Annotated in this window: 15 protein-coding genes; 14 read left to right on the plus strand and 1 reads right to left on the minus strand. The window is 63.4% G+C overall.

What is annotated here, in order from left to right; genetic code table 11:
• Positions 1–62: 62 nt before the first annotated feature.
• The 6 genes from K0F85_RS18135 to K0F85_RS18160 all read left to right on the plus strand — a co-directional run bounded on the left by K0F85_RS18135 (position 63) and on the right by K0F85_RS18160 (position 6,717).
• A complete protein-coding gene (locus tag K0F85_RS18135) occupies positions 63–1,553 on the plus strand; it encodes a PLP-dependent aminotransferase family protein (RefSeq protein ID WP_219117361.1) in 1,491 nt (496 codons plus the stop codon).
• 17 nt (positions 1,554–1,570) lie between these two features.
• A complete protein-coding gene (locus K0F85_RS18140; RefSeq protein ID WP_374198738.1) occupies positions 1,571–2,188 on the plus strand; it encodes a DNA-3-methyladenine glycosylase I in 618 nt (205 codons plus the stop codon).
• A gap of 358 nt (positions 2,189–2,546) precedes the next feature.
• Positions 2,547–3,830 carry an FAD-dependent 5-carboxymethylaminomethyl-2-thiouridine(34) oxidoreductase MnmC gene (gene mnmC / locus K0F85_RS18145; protein ID WP_257572855.1) on the plus strand — a complete coding sequence of 428 codons (1,284 nt, stop codon included), beginning with the start codon at positions 2,547–2,549 and terminating at the stop codon, positions 3,828–3,830.
• 145 nt (positions 3,831–3,975) lie between these two features.
• Entirely contained in the window at positions 3,976–4,695 is a 720-nt protein-coding gene (locus K0F85_RS18150) for a sensor histidine kinase KdpD (RefSeq protein WP_219117362.1), read from the plus strand.
• 11 nt (positions 4,696–4,706) lie between these two features.
• Complete coding sequence (locus tag K0F85_RS18155; protein ID WP_219117363.1) at positions 4,707–6,437, plus strand: response regulator; 1,731 nt, start codon at positions 4,707–4,709, stop codon at positions 6,435–6,437.
• Positions 6,421–6,717: a hypothetical protein gene (locus K0F85_RS18160; RefSeq protein WP_257572856.1), complete on the plus strand. Its 297-nt coding sequence runs from the start codon at positions 6,421–6,423 to the stop codon at positions 6,715–6,717. Before K0F85_RS18155 ends, K0F85_RS18160 begins: the two co-directional genes overlap by 17 nt.
• A 21-nt stretch (positions 6,718–6,738) precedes the next feature.
• On the opposite strand, the gene K0F85_RS18165 is transcribed toward K0F85_RS18160, so the two are convergent.
• Complete coding sequence (locus tag K0F85_RS18165) at positions 6,739–7,455, minus strand: PhaM family polyhydroxyalkanoate granule multifunctional regulatory protein (RefSeq protein ID WP_219117364.1); 717 nt, start codon at positions 7,453–7,455, stop codon at positions 6,739–6,741.
• 149 nt (positions 7,456–7,604) lie between these two features.
• On the opposite strand from K0F85_RS18165, the gene K0F85_RS18170 reads away from it, so the two are divergent.
• The 8 genes from K0F85_RS18170 (at position 7,605) to K0F85_RS18205 (ending at position 17,137) form a co-directional block, all read left to right on the plus strand.
• Positions 7,605–8,717: a DUF3108 domain-containing protein gene (locus tag K0F85_RS18170; RefSeq protein ID WP_219117365.1), complete on the plus strand. Its 1,113-nt coding sequence runs from the start codon at positions 7,605–7,607 to the stop codon at positions 8,715–8,717.
• Entirely contained in the window at positions 8,718–9,482 is a 765-nt protein-coding gene (locus K0F85_RS18175; RefSeq protein ID WP_219117366.1) for a DUF3108 domain-containing protein, read from the plus strand.
• A gap of 211 nt (positions 9,483–9,693) precedes the next feature.
• On the plus strand, positions 9,694–11,076 hold the full coding sequence (locus tag K0F85_RS18180; protein WP_257572857.1) for a hypothetical protein: 1,383 nt from the start codon (positions 9,694–9,696) through the stop codon (positions 11,074–11,076).
• Entirely contained in the window at positions 11,069–11,800 is a 732-nt protein-coding gene (locus K0F85_RS18185) for a hypothetical protein (RefSeq protein ID WP_219117367.1), read from the plus strand. The genes K0F85_RS18180 and K0F85_RS18185 overlap by 8 nt, the downstream gene beginning before the upstream one ends.
• Before the next feature lie 8 nt (positions 11,801–11,808).
• On the plus strand, positions 11,809–14,640 hold the full coding sequence (locus tag K0F85_RS18190; protein WP_219117368.1) for an ATP-binding protein: 2,832 nt from the start codon (positions 11,809–11,811) through the stop codon (positions 14,638–14,640).
• Complete coding sequence (locus tag K0F85_RS18195) at positions 14,640–15,656, plus strand: DUF4424 family protein (RefSeq protein ID WP_219117369.1); 1,017 nt, start codon at positions 14,640–14,642, stop codon at positions 15,654–15,656. The genes K0F85_RS18190 and K0F85_RS18195 overlap by 1 nt, the downstream gene beginning before the upstream one ends.
• A 4-nt stretch (positions 15,657–15,660) precedes the next feature.
• Positions 15,661–16,239 carry a nucleotidyltransferase family protein gene (locus tag K0F85_RS18200; RefSeq protein ID WP_257572858.1) on the plus strand — a complete coding sequence of 193 codons (579 nt, stop codon included), beginning with the start codon at positions 15,661–15,663 and terminating at the stop codon, positions 16,237–16,239.
• Between the two features lie 88 nt (positions 16,240–16,327).
• Positions 16,328–17,137 (plus strand): hypothetical protein, encoded by an 810-nt coding sequence (locus K0F85_RS18205; protein ID WP_219117370.1) that lies wholly within the window; start codon positions 16,328–16,330, stop codon positions 17,135–17,137.

The following is a 17,137-nucleotide window of genomic DNA, read 5'->3' on the forward strand; positions in this document are numbered from 1 at the left end:
TTTTGGCTATTTTAAATAGCCAATAAGTGCTATCTTGAAACTACCAATTCAAAGGCGCCATCATGCCAGCTTCTCACCTGAACCAGATCATCGCCGCCTTGCCGCTGCAGCGTGGCGCGCGCGAACCGCTATTTCGCCAGCTGTATGCGGCCATCAAGGCGGCCATCCTCGATGGCAGCATGAGCCCCGGCATGCAACTGCCACCCACGCGCGACTTTTGCCGTCTGCTGGCCGTGTCGCGCCAGACGGTGCTCAATGCGTATGCGCAGCTGGCGGCCGAAGGCTATCTCGATGGCGCTGTGGGGCGCGGCACCTTTGTCAGTCGCGAGGTTCCGCAGCCCATGGCTGCGCCGGCCGGCAAGATGGATGCGCCCGGCCTGCTGCGGCCCCTGTCGGCGCGCGGGCAGGGTGTGGTGACAGCCATGCGCCAGGTGGCCTTCCACCGTGGCCCGCTGCGCGCTTTTCGCGTCGGCATGCCGCGCATCGACCATTTTCCGTTCGACGTGTGGAACCGCCTGGAAGCGCGGCGCTGGCGCCGGCCCGACCACCAGTTCGGCTACAGCGACCCGGCCGGCTACCTGCCGCTGCGCGAGCTGCTGTGCGTGTATTTGAAAGCCTCGCGCGGCGTCCAGTGCACGCCGCAGCAGATCGTCATCACCTCCGGTTCGCAGCAGGCGCTGTTCATGCTGTCGACCATCCTGCTGGCGCCGGGCGACTCGGCCTGGATGGAGTCGCCCGGCTACCGTGGCGCCAGTGGCCCGCTGCGCGCGGCCGGCGCGCGCGTGTTTCCCGTTCCTGTCGATGCGCAGGGGCTGGACGTGGCGTATGGCGTGGCGCACTGTCCGCAGGCAAAGCTGGCCTATGTCACGCCATCGCACCAGATGCCGCTGGGCGTGAGCATGAGCTTGCCCCGCCGCCTGGCCTTGCTGGCCTGGGCCGCACACAAGCAAGCCTGGCTGGTGGAAGACGATTACGACAGCGAATACCGCTACGCGGGCGCGCCGCTGGCCTCGCTGCAAAGCCTGGACCGGGCCGGCTGCGTGGTCTACGTGGGCACCCTGTCGAAGGTGCTGTTCCCCGGCCTGCGCCTCGGTTACATGGTGGCGCCGCCCGCGCTGGCCGAAGCGCTGGTACAGGCCAAGGCCGTGATGGACCGGCACACGGCCATCGTGCCGCAGATGGCGCTGGCCGACTTCATCGCCGAGGGCCACTTTGGCCGGCATATCCGCCGCACGCGCGACAGCAATGCCGAGCGGCGCGACCTGCTGCTGCGTGGCCTTGCGCGCGAACTCGATGATCAATTGCTGTGCGGCCCGGCCGACTGCGGCCTGGAACTGTGCGCGTATTTTCGCGCTGGCCACGATGAAGAAATCGTCGCGCGCGCGGGTCTGGCACGGGGCATCGAATTGCGTCCGCTGGGCCACTATGCCGATCCGGCGGCGGGGCCAGCGTGCGCCACGCCACCCGGATTGTTATTGGGCTTTGCGGCGATCCCCCCGGCCGAGATGGCGCACGGCTTGCTGCAACTGGGGCGTATCTTGCGCGGCCGATAAACTATACTGGCATCTGCATGCACACGAAGACCAAGACCATGACGATCACCGCGACCATTGCGACTACTATTGCGACTATTACCCGCTGCTCCTGGGCCAATCCGGCCAATCCCCGCTATCTCGCGTACCACGATACGGAGTGGGGCGTGCCCTGCCACGACGAGCGCCGGCTGTTCGAGATGCTGAACCTGGAAGGCGCGCAGGCGGGCCTGAGCTGGGAAACCATCTTGAACAAGCGCGAAACCTACCGCGCCGCCTTCGACGGCTGGGATGCGCAAAAGATCGCCGCGTATGGTCCGGACAAAGTGGCGCAGCTGCTGCTCGACCCCGGCATCGTGCGTAACCGCCTGAAGGTGGCGGCCGCCATCACGAATGCGCAGGCCTACCTGCGCCTGCGCGCGGAAGGGCAAACCCTGGACAGCTTCTTGTGGGCGTATGTCGATGGCCGTCCCATCGTCAACAACTGGCAACCGGGTCAATTCCCTGCCAAGACGGCCTTGTCCGACAGATTGTCGAAAGACCTGGCCAAGCGGGGCTTCAAGTTCGTCGGCTCGACCATCATCTACGCCTACATGCAGGGTATCGGCATGGTCAACGACCATGCACCCACCTGCTTTTGCCGCGCGGGGCATTGATGCGCCGCGCCCTGGTCCTGCTCGACACGGATTTTGACGGCGCCCGCTTGCGCGCCGCCTGCGCCGCGCATGGCGATCGCCGCCTGCATTACATCGCGCTGGCGCCGCGTCCCGTCGACGCCAGCCACTTGCCCGAGCAGTGGCGCACACAGTGGCCGCCTTGCGTGCCAGGCCTGCACCGCATGGTCTCGCGCGATGGCTTCGTCACACTCGATGTGCTGATCGGCGAGCCAGATGTCTGCCTGGCGCAATTGTCGGCGCGTGTCGACGAAGTGCATCTGGCCTGGGTGCCGGCAGACACGCCGGTGCTGGCGGGCCTGATGATGGACGGCGCCCGCCTGCAGGCCNCCTGCAGGCCGTGCACCTGGACGACGCGCAGCGCACGCAATTGCAAAAGAACGGCTTTGTTTTTGACGAGAGCCGTTTGCGCGCCGTGTTTTATGCGCGGCGGGCAGAGCACGTGGCTGCCGTGGCGCCCGAACGACGCGCCATTGTCATCGGCGCGGGCGTGGCCGGCGCGGCCGCCTGCGAACGGCTGGCCGCGCGCGGCTGGAAGGTGACTTTGATTGAACGCCACGCGCAGCCGGCCAGCGCAGCGTCGGGCAACCTGGCTGGCATCTTCATGCCGCTGCCGTCGAAGGACGACAATATCGTCACGCGCCTGGTGCGTGCCGCCTACCTGTATGCACTGCGCTACTGGAAGCACCTGGGCGGCATCGGTGCCGCCATCGAGGGCGAACAATGCGGCGTCTTGCAACTGCCACGCGATGGCGTGCATGCGCAAGTGCAGCGGCACATCGCCGCCAGCGGCCTGTATCCGCCCGAATTCGCCCGCTGGCTGGAAGTGGCCGAGGCTTCCGCCATGCTGGGCGCGCCGGCGCCCGACGGCGCCTGGTGGTTCGAACAGGGCGGCTGGGCGCGCCCGTCTTCCGTCTGCGCGGCCATGCTGGACGCCTGCGGCGCCTTGCTCACGCGGCGCTTTTCCAGCAGCGCCCTGCGCCTGGAGCGTGGCGATGATGAATGGCTGGTGCGCGATGCGGACGGTGCCCTGATCGCGGCGGCGCCCACCGTCATCCTGGCGGCAGGCACGGGAGCGGTCGATTTCGAACAGGCGGCCGGTCTGCCGCTGGACGCCGTGCGCGGCCAGGTCACGCACCTGGCCGAAGGCAGCTTGCCATCGTTGCCGTTCGTCGTCTGCCGCGAAGCCTACATGACGCCGGCGCATCAGGGCGTCGTCTGCGCGGGCGCCTCCTATGATGCCGATGCAGACAGCAGCCTGCGCGTGGCCAGCCAGCACGAAAATATCGCGAAGATCACCGACATCCTTGACGTGGCACCGTTCGAAGCACCGCTGGCCGGGCGCACGGGCTTTCGCTGCGTGGCGCCGGACCGCCTGCCGCTGGCGGGCGCCTTGCCCGACCCTGGCGTGCCAGGCCGCTGCGAGCGCCTGCGCGACGTGCCCCGCTGGCCTGGCCTGTTTGGCTTGCTGGGTTACGCCTCGCGCGGCCTGATCTGGGCGCCGCTGGCGGCCGAGCTGCTGGCTTGCCAGCTGGAAGGCGAGCCGCTGCCGCTGGAGAGTCAATTGGCTGCCGCCTTGGACCCTGCGCGCTTCCTGCTGCGCGAACGCCGCCGTAACGCATAAGTTCTCCCTCTCCCTCTCCGTTTGCGCAGCGTGCCGCATTGTTGCGTCATGTCACGGTCTTTGCGTGCGGCTGGCTGGCGCCGGCACGCTGGCGGTATAATTTATCCTTGGCAATATTCAAGCTGCGGCCCCAAGGAGATATCCGGTGGAAGATCAACACAGTTCGCCCGAGCTTTTCCTGTTCCTGGCGTCGACCGTGCACGACATGAAAAACTCGATCAGCGTCGTCAGCGGCACCCTTGAGTCGCTGCTGGCGGCCGGGCAGGCCAAAGCCGCGCCCCAGGCCGACCCCGCCTACCTGCAAATGGCGCAGATGCTGTACCAGACCAAGCGCCTCAACGATAACCTGATCCAGCTGCTGGCCCTGTACAAGGAAGTGGGCAAGCCCGGCTACCCCTTCGACGTGCAGCCGCAACTGATGAGCCAGGTGGTCGACCAGGTGGTGGACCAGGAAAAGATCCTGCTGGCCTCGAAAGGCATCCACCTGCAGACGGCCTGTCCGCCGGAGCTGATCTGGACCCTCGATGAAGACCTGGTCATCGGCGTGCTGGCGCATGCCATCAACAACGCCATCCGCTACACGAAGGACACCATCCGCCTGTCGGTGCGCCAGGCAGATGCCTGGCTGGAATTGCGCGTGGAAGACAATGGCGAGGGCTACTCGCAGGCACTGCTCGACGCGGGCAGCGCGGCCATGGAGGGCATGGCCGCCGGCGTGAACTTTTCCACCAACAGCACGGGCCTGGGCCTGTATTTTTCCAGTGTCGTGGCGAAGATGCACAAGCACCGGGGCAGCAGCGGCAGCATCGCCCTGGAAAATGGCGGCGCGCTGGGCGGCGGCTGTTTCACCCTGCGCCTGCCCTGAATGAGGACGCCATGACGACAGACAGCCACGCCACCGCCGCCGAAGCGGGCAGCACCGACTGGGCCGACAAACATTATCTGCTGGTCGACGATTTCATCGGCATCCGCATCCTGCTGCGCGAATCGTTGCGCAACCTGGGCGCGCGCCATATCGACCAGGCGGCCAGCGGCGGCGAAGCCATGAAGCTGCTGGCCAAGACGCGCTACGACGTGGTGCTGTGCGATTACAACCTCGGCGAAGGCAAGAATGGCCAGCAAGTGCTGGAAGAGACGCGCGTGCGCAACCTGACGGCGCCGTCCAGCGTGTGGCTGATGGTGTCGGCCGAGAAAAGCGTGGAATCGGTGATGGGCGCGGCCGAGCACCAGCCAGACGCTTACCTGATCAAGCCCATCACGGAAGGGGTGCTGCTGACGCGGCTGAACCGCGTGTGGCACAAGAAGCAGGTATTTCGCGAAATCGACCAGGCCTGCATGGAAAAGGATTATCTGCGCGCGGCCAAGCTGTGCGACGCGCAGATCGAGGTCAACAAGCTGCACGCGCTGGAACTGCTGCGCATGAAGGCGTCCCTGCTGCTGAAAAGCGGCGAACCGGAAAAGGCCCGTGCCGTGTACGAAAAAGTGCTGGCCGAGCGCGATTACAGCTGGGCCAAGGCGGGACTGGGCAAGATACGCATGAATAACGGCGAGCACGAGGCGGCGCGGCAGATTTTCCAGGGCGTGATCGTTGAAAACAAGTATTACATCGATGCCTACGACCAGATGGCCGTCGCTTACCAGCTGATGGGCCAGCATGAGGAAGCTTGCGGCGTGCTGGAAAAGGCGGCGCGCCTGTCGCCCAATTCGGTGCCGCGCCAGCGCAACCTGGGACTGGCGGCCTTGAAAGTTGGCAATGTCAGCATGGCGGAAAAGGCCTTTCGCAAGTGTATTTCCATCGGCGAGTTTTCCGTCATGAAGACGCCGGACGCCTACCTTGGCCTGGCGCGCGTATGCGGCCTGAAGAAGGATGCAAAGGAAGCGCTGCAATGGCTGTTGCTGGCGCAGCGTGAATTCTCGCCCGAGCAAATTGGTTTGCGCGCGAAGATCACGGAAGGCATGGTGCACCACGAAACGGGCGATTACCGGCGCGCCCGAAAGTGCGGCGACGAGCTCGAAGCCATGCTGCTTGAAGACCCGGCGCGGCCCGAAAAGAACATCTGCATGGAACTGGCCACCTTGCTGTTCGCCGTCGGCGTCAAGGATGCGCCGGCGGGCCTGCTGTGCTACGTGGTGAAGAATAACCACGACAACCAGGTGGTGCAGGACGAGGTGCAAAAGATTTTCGACAAGGCCAAGATGGGCGACGAAGGTACGAGCCTGATCATCGCCTCGCGCAAGGAAGCATCGGACTTGATGAACAAGGGCGTGCTGCTGTGGAAGACGGACAAGCTCAACGAAGCGGTCGCCTGGATGCGCGCGGCGCGCGAAAAACTGCCGAACAACCTGCGCATCCTGTTCAATTCCGCGCAAATCATCGTGTCATTCCTGGAGCAGCGCGGCTACCAGGCGGAATTGGCGGCTGAGGCCATGGACGTGTTGTTATATGTAGACAAAATTGCACCAGGGCAGCAGCGCTTCGCGCAATTGATGGAGCAACTGGTGCAGCTGACGCCGCCGACCGGGCCGGAAGAGGCCATCGTGGCGCCGGAAAAGGCAGCGCCAACGCTGGAAAAAGGCGGAAAATCCGTGCGTGAGCGTGCCGGATGATAAACTAGGGGCCAGTGTGGGTACGCCCGTGCTTGAGTTGCTTTACAACAATAAGGAAGAAACTATGCGTGATGTGGTCAATGAAGTGTACAAAAAAATGAAAGTCGGCAGTATTGCCTGGGTACGCCCGGTCGCCGCCAAGGGAGACACGCTGGAAACATTCCAGTCTTCGTACGAGCACGCCAAGGCGCTGGCCGACGAAGGCCTGATCACGATCGGTGACGTAAAACGCCAGGCCGACAACATGATCGAGGCGATCCGCATTCATCGTATCGCCTGATCATATTGCCGGCTTGCGACATCAGGCCTTCCCTGGTGCTTTAGCCTTGGGCGCTGCGCGTTTCGCGGGCGCCTTGCGCAGCGGGGCCTTGGCCTTGGCTGCCGTGCCTGCCTCGGCAGGTTTGGCCGGCTTGCTGGCCGCCGGCTTGGCTTTGCTCACGCTGCCAAAGCTGGCCGCTGCCGCACTGGCGGCGTCGGGCGACATCGCCGTCGAAACGGCTTGCTTGAACTGATCTTGTAACAAATTCCACCAGGCACTTGGATTGCCCAACGGGGCCGCTGCCTGGCTGCCGGTATCGCTGGGCGCCGCCGCAGCCGGTTCCGCTGCGGGTGCAGGGGCAGGTGCCGGTTTCGGTGCAGGCGCCGCAGGGCTAGCTTGCTGGAAAAATGCGGAAGCGTAGGGCACCGATTCAAACACGGATTTTTCGCTGGCGCCGGGCTGGGTGATGGCCGCCGCCATTGACGCACCCATTGATTTCAATGTGGCGATGGTGCCGCGCTGCACTTCCAGCGCCTGGATACTGCCGCGCAGCATGCTGGTATTGAGGTTCAGCCAGGCTTCGACGGCTTTCAAGTCGCTGATTTTCTTGTCCAGCTCTTCCACCGACATGGTGGGCGCCGTGATGCCGGGCATGCCCATGCCGGGCACGCTCATGCTGCCCCACAGGTTTTTGACGAAGTCGAGGGTATCGGTCACAACTGCTGCGCCCGGTATTTGGGGCATTTGCGGGTTTGCCATGCGAAATCTCCTGGTAGGTGGATGCCCCTAGCGTAGCAGATATCAGCTTGCAACTGACGCAATGGCGCCAACATTTTCTTACATAAAAGATCAGGAGTTGAGCGCGGGCAAGAAGCGGGAAGTGGGGTGAAAGCGTTACACTACCGCCTATGATGCCTGACTCCTTCTTTTCGCCACCGCGCCGCCGCACCGTCATCTTTGTCGCGGTCATCGGTGCACTGCATTACGTGGCGTTGGAATGGCTCACCTCGCATGCCCGCATGCTGCCGCTGCGGCAAGAGCCAGCGCAGGTGGTCAGCATGGCATTGATCGCCGAGCCGCCCAGGCCGGTGACGCCACCGCCGCCGCCCAAGTTGTTGCCCTTGCCCGAGCCTCGCTTGCCGCCACCGCCGCCGCCGACGGCGCTGCCGGCTAGCGATATTGCCCAGTTGACTGCGCCTGCCAGTGACGTGCCGGCAGGCCCGGCCATACCCGAGGCAGCCGCAGTGGCGGCCCCGGTTATCACGGCGCCGGTGCCAGCCGTGGCGGCTGCGCCGGTGCCGGCCAGTGCACCGCCGCCACCGCCCGTCGAGCAGTCACGGCACTACAAGACGAATGCGCCCGCGTCGGCCCAGTTCGACCTGCACGTGGACCGGCGCGATGCGGACGGCACCAAGTGGCAGGGCGTGGCCGCGATGGCGTGGGAAAACAGGGGCGGCACGTATCAGCTGAAGCTGGAAGTGGGCTTGAGCATGCTGATCACGCGCATCAACCTGCTGGTGCTGACCAGCGAGGGCGTGATCGATGGCAGCGGTATCGTGCCCGTCACGGCGACGGAGAAACGCAGGGGCCGCGCGCAAACGGCCACGCATTTCAACCGCGACGCCAAGGCCATCACCTTTTCGGCCTCGACGGCCACGGCGCCATGGCAGGTGGGGGCGCAGGACAAGGCCAGCGTGCCGTTCCAGCTGGCCGCCATCGGCCGCGCCGACGTCAATCAATTGGCGGGTAATATCGACATCCTCGTCGGCGAGGAAAAGGAAGCGACCGTGTTCCGCTTCCAATTGGTGGGCGAGGAAGAACTCGATACAGCAATGGGCCGCCTGGTGACCTGGCATTTGCGCCGGCCACCGAAGCCCGGCACCTATTCGTCGCAGCTCGATATCTGGCTGGCGCCGTCCATGCAATGGTATCCGGTACAAATACGCAATACCGAAGCGAGCGGGGCGCTGACCACGCAAACCGTGACCCAAATTCGCGTCAATGACGCTACAGGAAAATAAATGACGACTTTGAAGACTCTGCAACGCATTCTGTTCGCCAGCGTGCTGGCTGCCACTTTCTCTCCCGCCATGGCCGATGCGCCCGTGGAACATCCCGCCATCAAGCGCGCGTACAAGCTGGTGCCATCGGCAGACCTCGTCTATTCGATCAAGGCCAGGCAGCGCGGCATCGGGCTGTCCGGCGAATCGGTCAGCAACTGGCGCGTGGGCGACGGCAAGTATACGCTGCTGGCCGAAACCAAGGCTGCCCTGTTTGGCAAGATCCTGGAGCAGCGCAGCGAAGGCACGGTCGACGATTATGGACTGGCGCCCTTCCAATTCGTGGAAAAACGCTTCCGCAAGGATGCCGTCACGACTACCTTCAAGCGCGACAGCAAGACCATCGTCTTTGGCGAAGGCGATGAAACCTATCCGCTGAAAGGCGGCGAGCAGGACCGCAACAGCGCCGTCTGGCAACTGGCCAGCGTGGCGCGCGCCGCGCCCGAAAAATTCGTCCCCGGCTCGGAATGGGCTTTCTTCGTGGCTGGCGCGCATGATGCCGAACCGTGGACCTTCAAGGTCGTCAAGGAAGAGCCGGTGGCCACGGGCCTGGGGGAAGTCACCGCCATCCATCTGGTCAAGGCGCCGCCGCCGGACAAGAAGGGCCAGCAAGTGGACCTGTGGCTGGCGCCGTCGCTGGAATGGTATCCCGTGAAGGTGACGTTCGCCGATGCGGACGGTGGCGATTATGTCGAGCAAACCTTGCAAAAGATTATTAAAAAGTAAGTGCTCACCAATGTGCGGGGCCATGCATGCCGTGTTTGCTTCTCTGTTTTGCCTTCCTGGCCCGGCACGGCACCGCGGCTGTGTTGCGCCGCGTCCGCAGCGCCCCCTCCCGCACGCTAAATGGCATGTCAGAACTGATATACTGACGCCCCCGCCCCGCAGTGCCGCGTTAGCCCGCTGCGCCGCCCGCTGAACACTCATCCGGAAAAGAATGATTGATATAATGGCAAGTGCAGCCGTGGCAACGGATGCAAATCAGACAGAGCAAGAGCATCACGATTCCTTGCAGGCGCATTTCCAGCCCAATATTTCGGCCGATGAAATCGAGCAGGTTTTTCACTTGAAGCGGGCGCAGCCTTTGCTGCAAGTGTTTACGGCCCTGTTTCATGGCGGTTTCGATGGCGTGCTGGTGCGTCTGCTGGTGTTGCGCGAACTGGCGTCCGATGCGGCCACGTCCGCCTATACGCGCGCCGATATCAACACCAAGCTGGCCTATTTGCTGCCGGAAAGCCTGGAAACGGTCTTGCTGCGCTTGCGCACCAACCAGTTGCTGGCCTGGGATGCGCAGCAGGGCGTGTACCGCGTGACCCCGATGGCGCGCAATGTGCTGTCCGCCATCGACAGCTTGCTGGGCCTCGGCCAGACGGAAGACGAAGCGGAAATGGGCTTTCTCCTGTCGCAGGTGGCGGGCGCGCAAGCCGTGGGCGGCGTGTCGGTCGAGCAACTCCAGCATTTGCTGGGACGCCTGGTGGACTTGACGGAAGAATTCTCGGACGCCATCGCCTCCGGTTCCGAATTCCGCTTGCGCACGGCGCAGGCGAAGTGGAACATGGCTTGCGACTGGGTGGAAAAAGGTTCGGAAATTCTCGTCGCCATCACTTCCGATGAAAACGCGGACAGCGCCACGCACAAGGCGGCGCAAGCGATCGGCCGCGCACAAAGTAAATTGTTGAACATGCAAGGCATGTTTTCGCGCGCGCTGAACCAGATCGAGCGCCAGCGCGTGCACCTGGGCCAGTCGGGCCTGTCGACCACGGACATCAAGCGCTGGCTCTTGCTGCACGAAGACCTGGCCAGCCTGGCCGAGGGCGCCATCGACCAGCCTGTCGTGCCGCTGTTTTCCACGCCGGCCGAGATGATCGACGTGGCCGAAACGGAACTGCTGTCCGAACGGACGGCGGGTGTCATCAACACGGGCCTGCCCAGCGGAGAGGACGCGCCCACCACCATCAGCGACGGTCCCGCCATGCAACTCGAACTCGATGACTTGCTCGAACGCCTGTCGAACTTCGCCAGCCTGGGCAATTTCCCCAGCATAGGCGAAGAGGGGCCGAAAAGCGTGCCCGTGCAGGATTCTCTGCTGCCGGCCAGCTTTGCCGTGGCCTCGTACCGCGCCTCCATGCTGCCGCTGCTGGGCGATGTGTCCGAAGCGAGCTTGCAAGGCTCGACGGCCGAACTGGCCCGCTTGCCGATCACCTTTACACCGACCGACGAGATGGTCCAACTGACCGACCCCCACGTGGCGGCCATGTCGATCGCCTCGCTTTCACTGAATGTTTCACTTGATTTAGATAGCGGCACTGCCGATGAATGACGATTCCCAAATCCTGATTGCGCGCCTGCTCACGCACCAAACCCTGCGCCGCGACGATAAGCTCGTCAAGCGCGTGCTGTCAGACGAGCTGTTCCGCGCCGAGATCGATGCGCGCCTGCTGGCCTGCGGCCTGAAGCTGCTCGACAATGTGTATGCCGACCATGTCACCCTGGCATTGACGCGCACCATCGAGCCAAAGATTTTCGGCGCGCGTGATGTGTGGCAAAACAATAATTTCGGCCTGGCGCGCGATGGCGTGGCCTTGCTGGTGGTGCTGTGGGCGCAGATCATCCTGCCCAAGCGCGAACGCCAGGAAACGCACCAGCACGCCGATGATGATCAGAATGACATGTTTGGCACGGAAAAGCCGCTGCCGCGCGCGGAAGACGCGTCGATCGGCATTTCCTACAAGGCGCTGCTGTCGGACTTCGGCGACAAGCTGGGCAAGAAGACGCGCATGGACATGAATCTGGGCACGCTGGCCAAGCTGGGCTTCATCGAGCGGCGCGGCGACTTTATCCTGGAAGGTCCGCTGCTGGACCTGATGATGGACACGGACGTCTTGAAAGAGCGCATCATCAACGGCGCCCTGGCCGACGTATTCAAGCGGGCGCCGACGCGCCTGGTGGCTGTCGACCTCGATGCCGAGCTGTCCGTCGACAGCGGCGACCTGCCCGACGCCGGCGATGCCGGTGACGCCGATTCGCCCGACCTCCCTCACTGAAAGCGCCCATGTTTCATATCAAATCACTTGAACTGGTGCACTGGGATTACTGGCAGCGCATCAAGAATATTCCGCTCGACGCGAAGATCATCACCATCGCGGGGCAGAACGGTTCGGGCAAGACCACCTTGCTCGACGCCTTGCGCACCTTGTTCGGCCTCGACTGCTCGATGGGCCGCACGTATAAACACTATGCGCGCCACTCGGGCCAGCAGACGGCCTGGCTGCGCGCCGTGGTCGACAACAAGAACGTGGGCAAGCAGCTGTCGAACCGCCCCTTCCGCAGTTCCGGCTTCTTCAGCGACGATGAAGTGACCCTGTTTTGCCAGATCCAGAAAAATGGCGGCGACTGGAAGCGCCAGTATCTGATGCGTCCGGGCAATGTGCAGATCGAGGACATCACGGACGCCAACGACTGGCTGGGCGTGGAAAACTACCGAAAGCGCCTGGCCAATGCGGGCCTGTCGCCGGCCATGTCGAAAGTGCTGGCCCTGGAGCAGGGCGAAACGGACAAGCTGTGCGAATACGCGCCGCGCCAGCTGCTCGACCTGGTGTTCCAGGTCTTCGGCGACAAGGAAGTGCTGGACGCCTACGATGAAGCCAAGCGCCACCAGCGCGATACGGAAGTGGAGCTGAAGCGCTTCGAGACGGAACTGGAAGCGTCCAAGACCAACCTGGAAGGCTTGCGCCTGCGCGTGGCCAATTATCACCAGTGGGAAGGTCTGCACAAAGAGCGCCGCAACCTGCTGGAAGAAGTACTGCCCAGCCTGCAGTACCACGAAGCGCGCGAAAAGGCGGCCATCGCCAGCCGGCAATTGCGCGATGCGCGCAAACCAATGGCGCAGGCGGACCAGCAACTGACGGACAAGCGCAATGCGCTGGCGGCGCAGGCCAAGGCCCTGTCCGACGCGCAGATGAATGAAACCTTGCTGGAGCAGGAATCGATCGGCTTGCAGAGCCGCTTGTCCTTGATCAATGCCAAGCTGAAACCGCTGGACAGCCTGCTGGAACAGAAAGACCGTTTGCACAAGCTGGCAGCGGACTCGGGCAGCGATATCGCCGAAGTGGCGGCGCAGCTGGAACAGAAAGAAGCGCAATTGCTGCAGCAGCGCCAGCAGCGCGACGCCCTGTCGGCGCGCATCGCGGGCGAGCAGGCGACGATTGCCGCGTTGCAAGGCAAGACGGCCATGCCGGAGCCGGACAATGTGCGCGGCATGCGCCGCGCGCTGCGCGACGCGGGCATCAGCCACGCCATGTTGTCGGACATCGTTGAAGTGACGGACAGCCGCTGGCAGGGCGCCGTCGAAGGCGTGCTGGGAGGTTACGCCTCGGTCGTCTTGCTCGATAAAGCCAAGGATGCGGCTGCCGCTTACCGTTTGGCGGAGAAGGAACGCTATCGCCACTTCATCGTGCCCGACCTCGTCACGGCGCCCGTCGCCAAGGACGAGAGCTTGCTGGCCGTGGTGAAATTTTCCGCGCCCGTGCCCAGCTGGCTGATCGAGCAGCTGTCGCGCATTGCGCGTGTTGATTCCGTCGAAGCGGGCTTCAAGCTGGGCAACCACGAAGAGTGGATCACGCCCGAGGCGTATCACCGCGAACGCCGCGGCGGGCGATCCTTGTTCGTGGAAGCGTCGCGCTACCGCTTCGGCCAGGCTGGCCGCAGCGGCCGCCTGGAAGCGCTGCTGCGTTCGCTGCCGGGCCTGGAAGGGCAGGAAGATACGCTGACCCTGGCGATTTCGAAGCTGGCGGCCGAAGTGGGCGCCTTGAAGGCGCGCATCGCCGGCGTCGACGCGGCCAAGGAACTCAGTGCGCGCCAGGATGAATTTGCCGAAGCGCTGCGCAACTCCAAGCCGCTCAAGGAAGAGCGCCTGGAAGTGGGCGGCCGCCTGGGCGAGCTGCAAAATCTCACCAAGAATGCCACCGTGGCGCGCACGCGTGCCGACACTGTCTGGCAAAACGCGCGCCTGGCCCTGTCCGAAGCGGAAGCTGGTTCGCGCCTCGGCTACAAGAAACAAATTGAACAGCGCGCCGAGCATGCGCGCGCCTTGCTGGCCCTGCGCCATGCGTGGCGCCACTTACCGAAGAGCTGGCGTCGTCCCGCGCGCCGAGCGGCGCTCGTGGCCGAACACCAGAATGCGCACCAGGTCGATCTGCGCGTGGCCAGCCTGCAAAACAGCCTGGCGCGCGACGACTGGGAACTCGACGCCACCGTCATCGACCAGCACCACCGCCTGTCGGACCAGCTGCATGGCCGCCAGTCGGAGACGGACGAGCGCCGCTACCAGAATAACCGCGCCATCGAAGCGACGGGCAATGCGCGTGGCGCCTACATGGAGCGTTTGCGCTACACCATCAAGACTTACAGCAAGAACATCAAGGAACTGGGCGAACTGGCCGGCATCGAAGTGCATGCCGATCCGGTGCGCCTGGAAAACGACGATGTGCAACTGTCGCAGGCGGGCTTGCACGTGCGCTTCAAGTTCGACGGCAAGGGTGTCATCGGTATGAACGATGGCGAAGCGTCGGGCGGCCAGCAAGTCATGAAGTCGCTGGTGCTGTTGATCGGCTTGCTGAAATCGGAAGATGGTTCCGGCGGCTTCGTCTTCATCGACGAGCCGTTTGCCCACCTCGATATCCGCAATATTCAATTGGTCGGCGAATTCCTGAAAAATACGGAAGCGCAATACCTGATGACGACGCCGTTGACGCACAACACGGATGTGTATGATCCGTCGGAGCTCACTTTGATCACCAGCAAGAAGAAAAAGGATAGCCTATGGGCGCAACCGATCTTCGTGCTGCAGCGTCGCATCGAGCCCGTAGCGGGCAAGGCGGCGTGATGCGCTACAGTCGCTTGCCGGCCGCTGCCGCTGCTGCACTCGCGCTGGCACTGACGTGTTCGGCGCCGGCCGTGGCTAATGACGGCATCGGCTCCGTGAGCGCGGGCGGCATCCTGTTCGGCAAGACGGATGCCGTGGCCATGAAAAAGGAAGTGCTCAGCGTGAGCGCGGACTTGATCAAGGTCGAGTACGAATTCCTCAACGAGTCGAAAACGGATGTGGAAGAGACGATCTTCTTCCCGCTGCCCGAATACGCGGCCGGCTACCATGGTTCGCCCACGTATTATGGCCAGCCGCAGCAGTTTTCCGTCGAGGTGGACGGCCGGCGCAAGGACTATCAAACCACCTTCGTCGCCAAGCTCGACAGCAACGACGTGACGGCCCGCCTGCGCCAACTGGGTCTGTCGGACGCGCAGATCGCCTATTTCCCCTCGCACACGCCATTCGACAAGAAGGTGGCGCCGCTGACAGCCGCGCAGAGCAAGATCATGATACGCGAAGGCTTGCTGGCCCAGCTGTATGATGAGGAATGGGTACCGGCCTGGGGCGTGAAAGTCATCTACCTGTGGCAGCAGAAATTTCCTGCCGGTAAAGTCGTGCGCGTGCGCCATCAATATGCACCGTTCGTCGCGGCCGGTCCGGGCGCCTCCTACCTGGGCGATGGCAATACATTTGAAAAGAAATACTGCGGCGACCAGGCCTTCTACAAGACCTGGAACCGCCTGTCGGCGAAACAGGGCGAAGGTGGCTTCGTCAATGCCGTCTGGGTTTCGTACATTTTGACGACGGGCAATACCTGGAAGAATGGCATCGAAGACTTTACCTTGAATTTGATCAAGGGCAAGCCGGACGAGCTGATCAGCCTGTGCTTCCCTGGCACCTTCACCAAAATCAACCCCACCACCTTGCAAGTCAAGCTACGCAACTTCCACCCGAAGCAGGATCTGGACGTGTACTTCGGCAATGTCGGGATCAGTGGCGAGCACGACGGCGTGGCGCCGCAGATACGGCCGTGAGTACATGAGTGGGCAGGAGGCGCTGGCCGCGCGCCTGCGCGCCATCGCCAGCGCCACGCCGTGGTGCATGCAGGCACTGCAAGCCGTGGCGCAACTGGGCTTGCCTGACTGCTGCATCGGCGCCGGCGCCGTGCGCAAGCTCGTGTTGGATGCCTTGCATGGTGATGCGCAAGCGTCGGCATTGAGCGACGTCGACGTGGCGTATTTCGATGCGGAAGATTTGCTTGCGGAAAGCGAGGTGCAGTTGCGCCAGCGCCTGGAAACCTTGTTGCCCGGCGTGCCATGGGAAGTGTGCAACCAGGCGCGGGTGCACCTGTGGTTCGAAGAGTACTTTGGCTACGCTGTGCCGCCCTTGCTGTCGCTCAATGACGCCATCGCGTCCTGGCCCGAGTTTGCCACGGCAGTCGGCCTGTATCTGCAGCCTGACGGAGAGATCGGCATTGTCGCGCCGCATGGCCTCGACGACCTGTTCAACATGGTGATCCGGCGCAACCCGGCGCGTATCAGCCTGGATGGTTATGCGCAGCGCCTGGCCAGTAAAAATTATGCCGCGCGCTGGCCGCGCGTCACCATCATCGCCTGAGCAAGTGATGGTGTAAAACGCACAAAAATGCACTGTGGATACAGATTGCCTATAATTGCCAATTATCCAATAGCATTTTCCTGATCCCATGACCTTGTCGATTTCCACGCCGTTGCGCCGCATCGGCCGCCTGTTCTGCCTTTCCTCCATCCTCTTGGCGCCTGCCGCCTGGGCCGACAGCTATGCCGATTTCCAGCAAGCCAGCGCGCGCCTGGAAGCGCTGATGGCCACGGCGACATCGCAGAGCGGTTTGCCGCGCCTGCGCGATCCTGCCGTGGCGCAGTTGTTTGCCAACATCGCCGACGGGCCGCGCCTGTTCCAGGCGCCCGTCGCGGCGCTGCAAGACATGGAGCAAAGCGTGGCCCTGTGCGAGCGGGCCACTAATCTGGGCAAGGCATATTACAGGTTTGACCTCGAGCGGCCCTTGCCGTTGTCGGGCACGGAGCTGCAGCAGGCGCGCAAGGAACAAGTGACGCAGAACCTGGCCAATTATGGCGATGAAATGAGTACTTTCTTTGCCTTTGGCATGCATTGCCATGCACACTTGATACGCTTGATGGAGCAGGAATTCAGTGCCCAGCCGGCGCATGCGGTGAGCGGTCCCGAGCGTTTGCGCGCCCGCGCCTTCAGCAAGGGATCGAGCACCATGTTTGCGACCGTCGTGCAGTTCGTGCAAGTGCCGTTCTGGACCGTGGCGCAAAAGAAAATGATGCTGGAAGCGGCCGCGCAGCACGCCACGGCGAATGCCAATCTGATGGCGCCGCCCTTGCGCGAGCGCCTGCTGAGCAGCCTGGCTGATGCGGACACGGACCTCGATCCAAGCCTGGTGCCGGCGCTGGCGACGATACGCCAGGCGCTGGCGGCGACCAGTTGTGCTGGCCTGTGCCAGTACTACTGA

Origin of the sequence: Janthinobacterium sp. UMAB-56, assembly GCF_900095265.1 — a bacterium.
Lineage (GTDB): Bacteria > Pseudomonadota > Gammaproteobacteria > Burkholderiales > Burkholderiaceae_D > Janthinobacterium.

Bases quoted from the DNA above. Each gene is read 5' to 3' on its own strand.
- K0F85_RS18135 (WP_219117361.1), top strand. From the start codon at position 63: ATGCCAGCTTCTCACCTGAACCAGATCATCGCCGCCTTGCCGCTGCAG.
- K0F85_RS18140 (WP_374198738.1), top strand. From the start codon at position 1,571: ATGCACACGAAGACCAAGACCATGACGATCACCGCGACCATTGCGACT.
- K0F85_RS18155 (WP_219117363.1), top strand. From the start codon at position 4,707: ATGACGACAGACAGCCACGCCACCGCCGCCGAAGCGGGCAGCACCGAC.
- K0F85_RS18165 (WP_219117364.1), bottom strand. From the start codon at position 7,455: ATGGCAAACCCGCAAATGCCCCAAATACCGGGCGCAGCAGTTGTGACC.
- K0F85_RS18170 (WP_219117365.1), top strand. From the start codon at position 7,605: ATGATGCCTGACTCCTTCTTTTCGCCACCGCGCCGCCGCACCGTCATC.
- K0F85_RS18175 (WP_219117366.1), top strand. From the start codon at position 8,718: ATGACGACTTTGAAGACTCTGCAACGCATTCTGTTCGCCAGCGTGCTG.
- K0F85_RS18180 (WP_257572857.1), top strand. From the start codon at position 9,694: ATGATTGATATAATGGCAAGTGCAGCCGTGGCAACGGATGCAAATCAG.
- K0F85_RS18185 (WP_219117367.1), top strand. From the start codon at position 11,069: ATGAATGACGATTCCCAAATCCTGATTGCGCGCCTGCTCACGCACCAA.
- K0F85_RS18190 (WP_219117368.1), top strand. From the start codon at position 11,809: ATGTTTCATATCAAATCACTTGAACTGGTGCACTGGGATTACTGGCAG.
- K0F85_RS18195 (WP_219117369.1), top strand. From the start codon at position 14,640: ATGCGCTACAGTCGCTTGCCGGCCGCTGCCGCTGCTGCACTCGCGCTG.
- K0F85_RS18200 (WP_257572858.1), top strand. From the start codon at position 15,661: ATGAGTGGGCAGGAGGCGCTGGCCGCGCGCCTGCGCGCCATCGCCAGC.
- K0F85_RS18205 (WP_219117370.1), top strand. From the start codon at position 16,328: ATGACCTTGTCGATTTCCACGCCGTTGCGCCGCATCGGCCGCCTGTTC.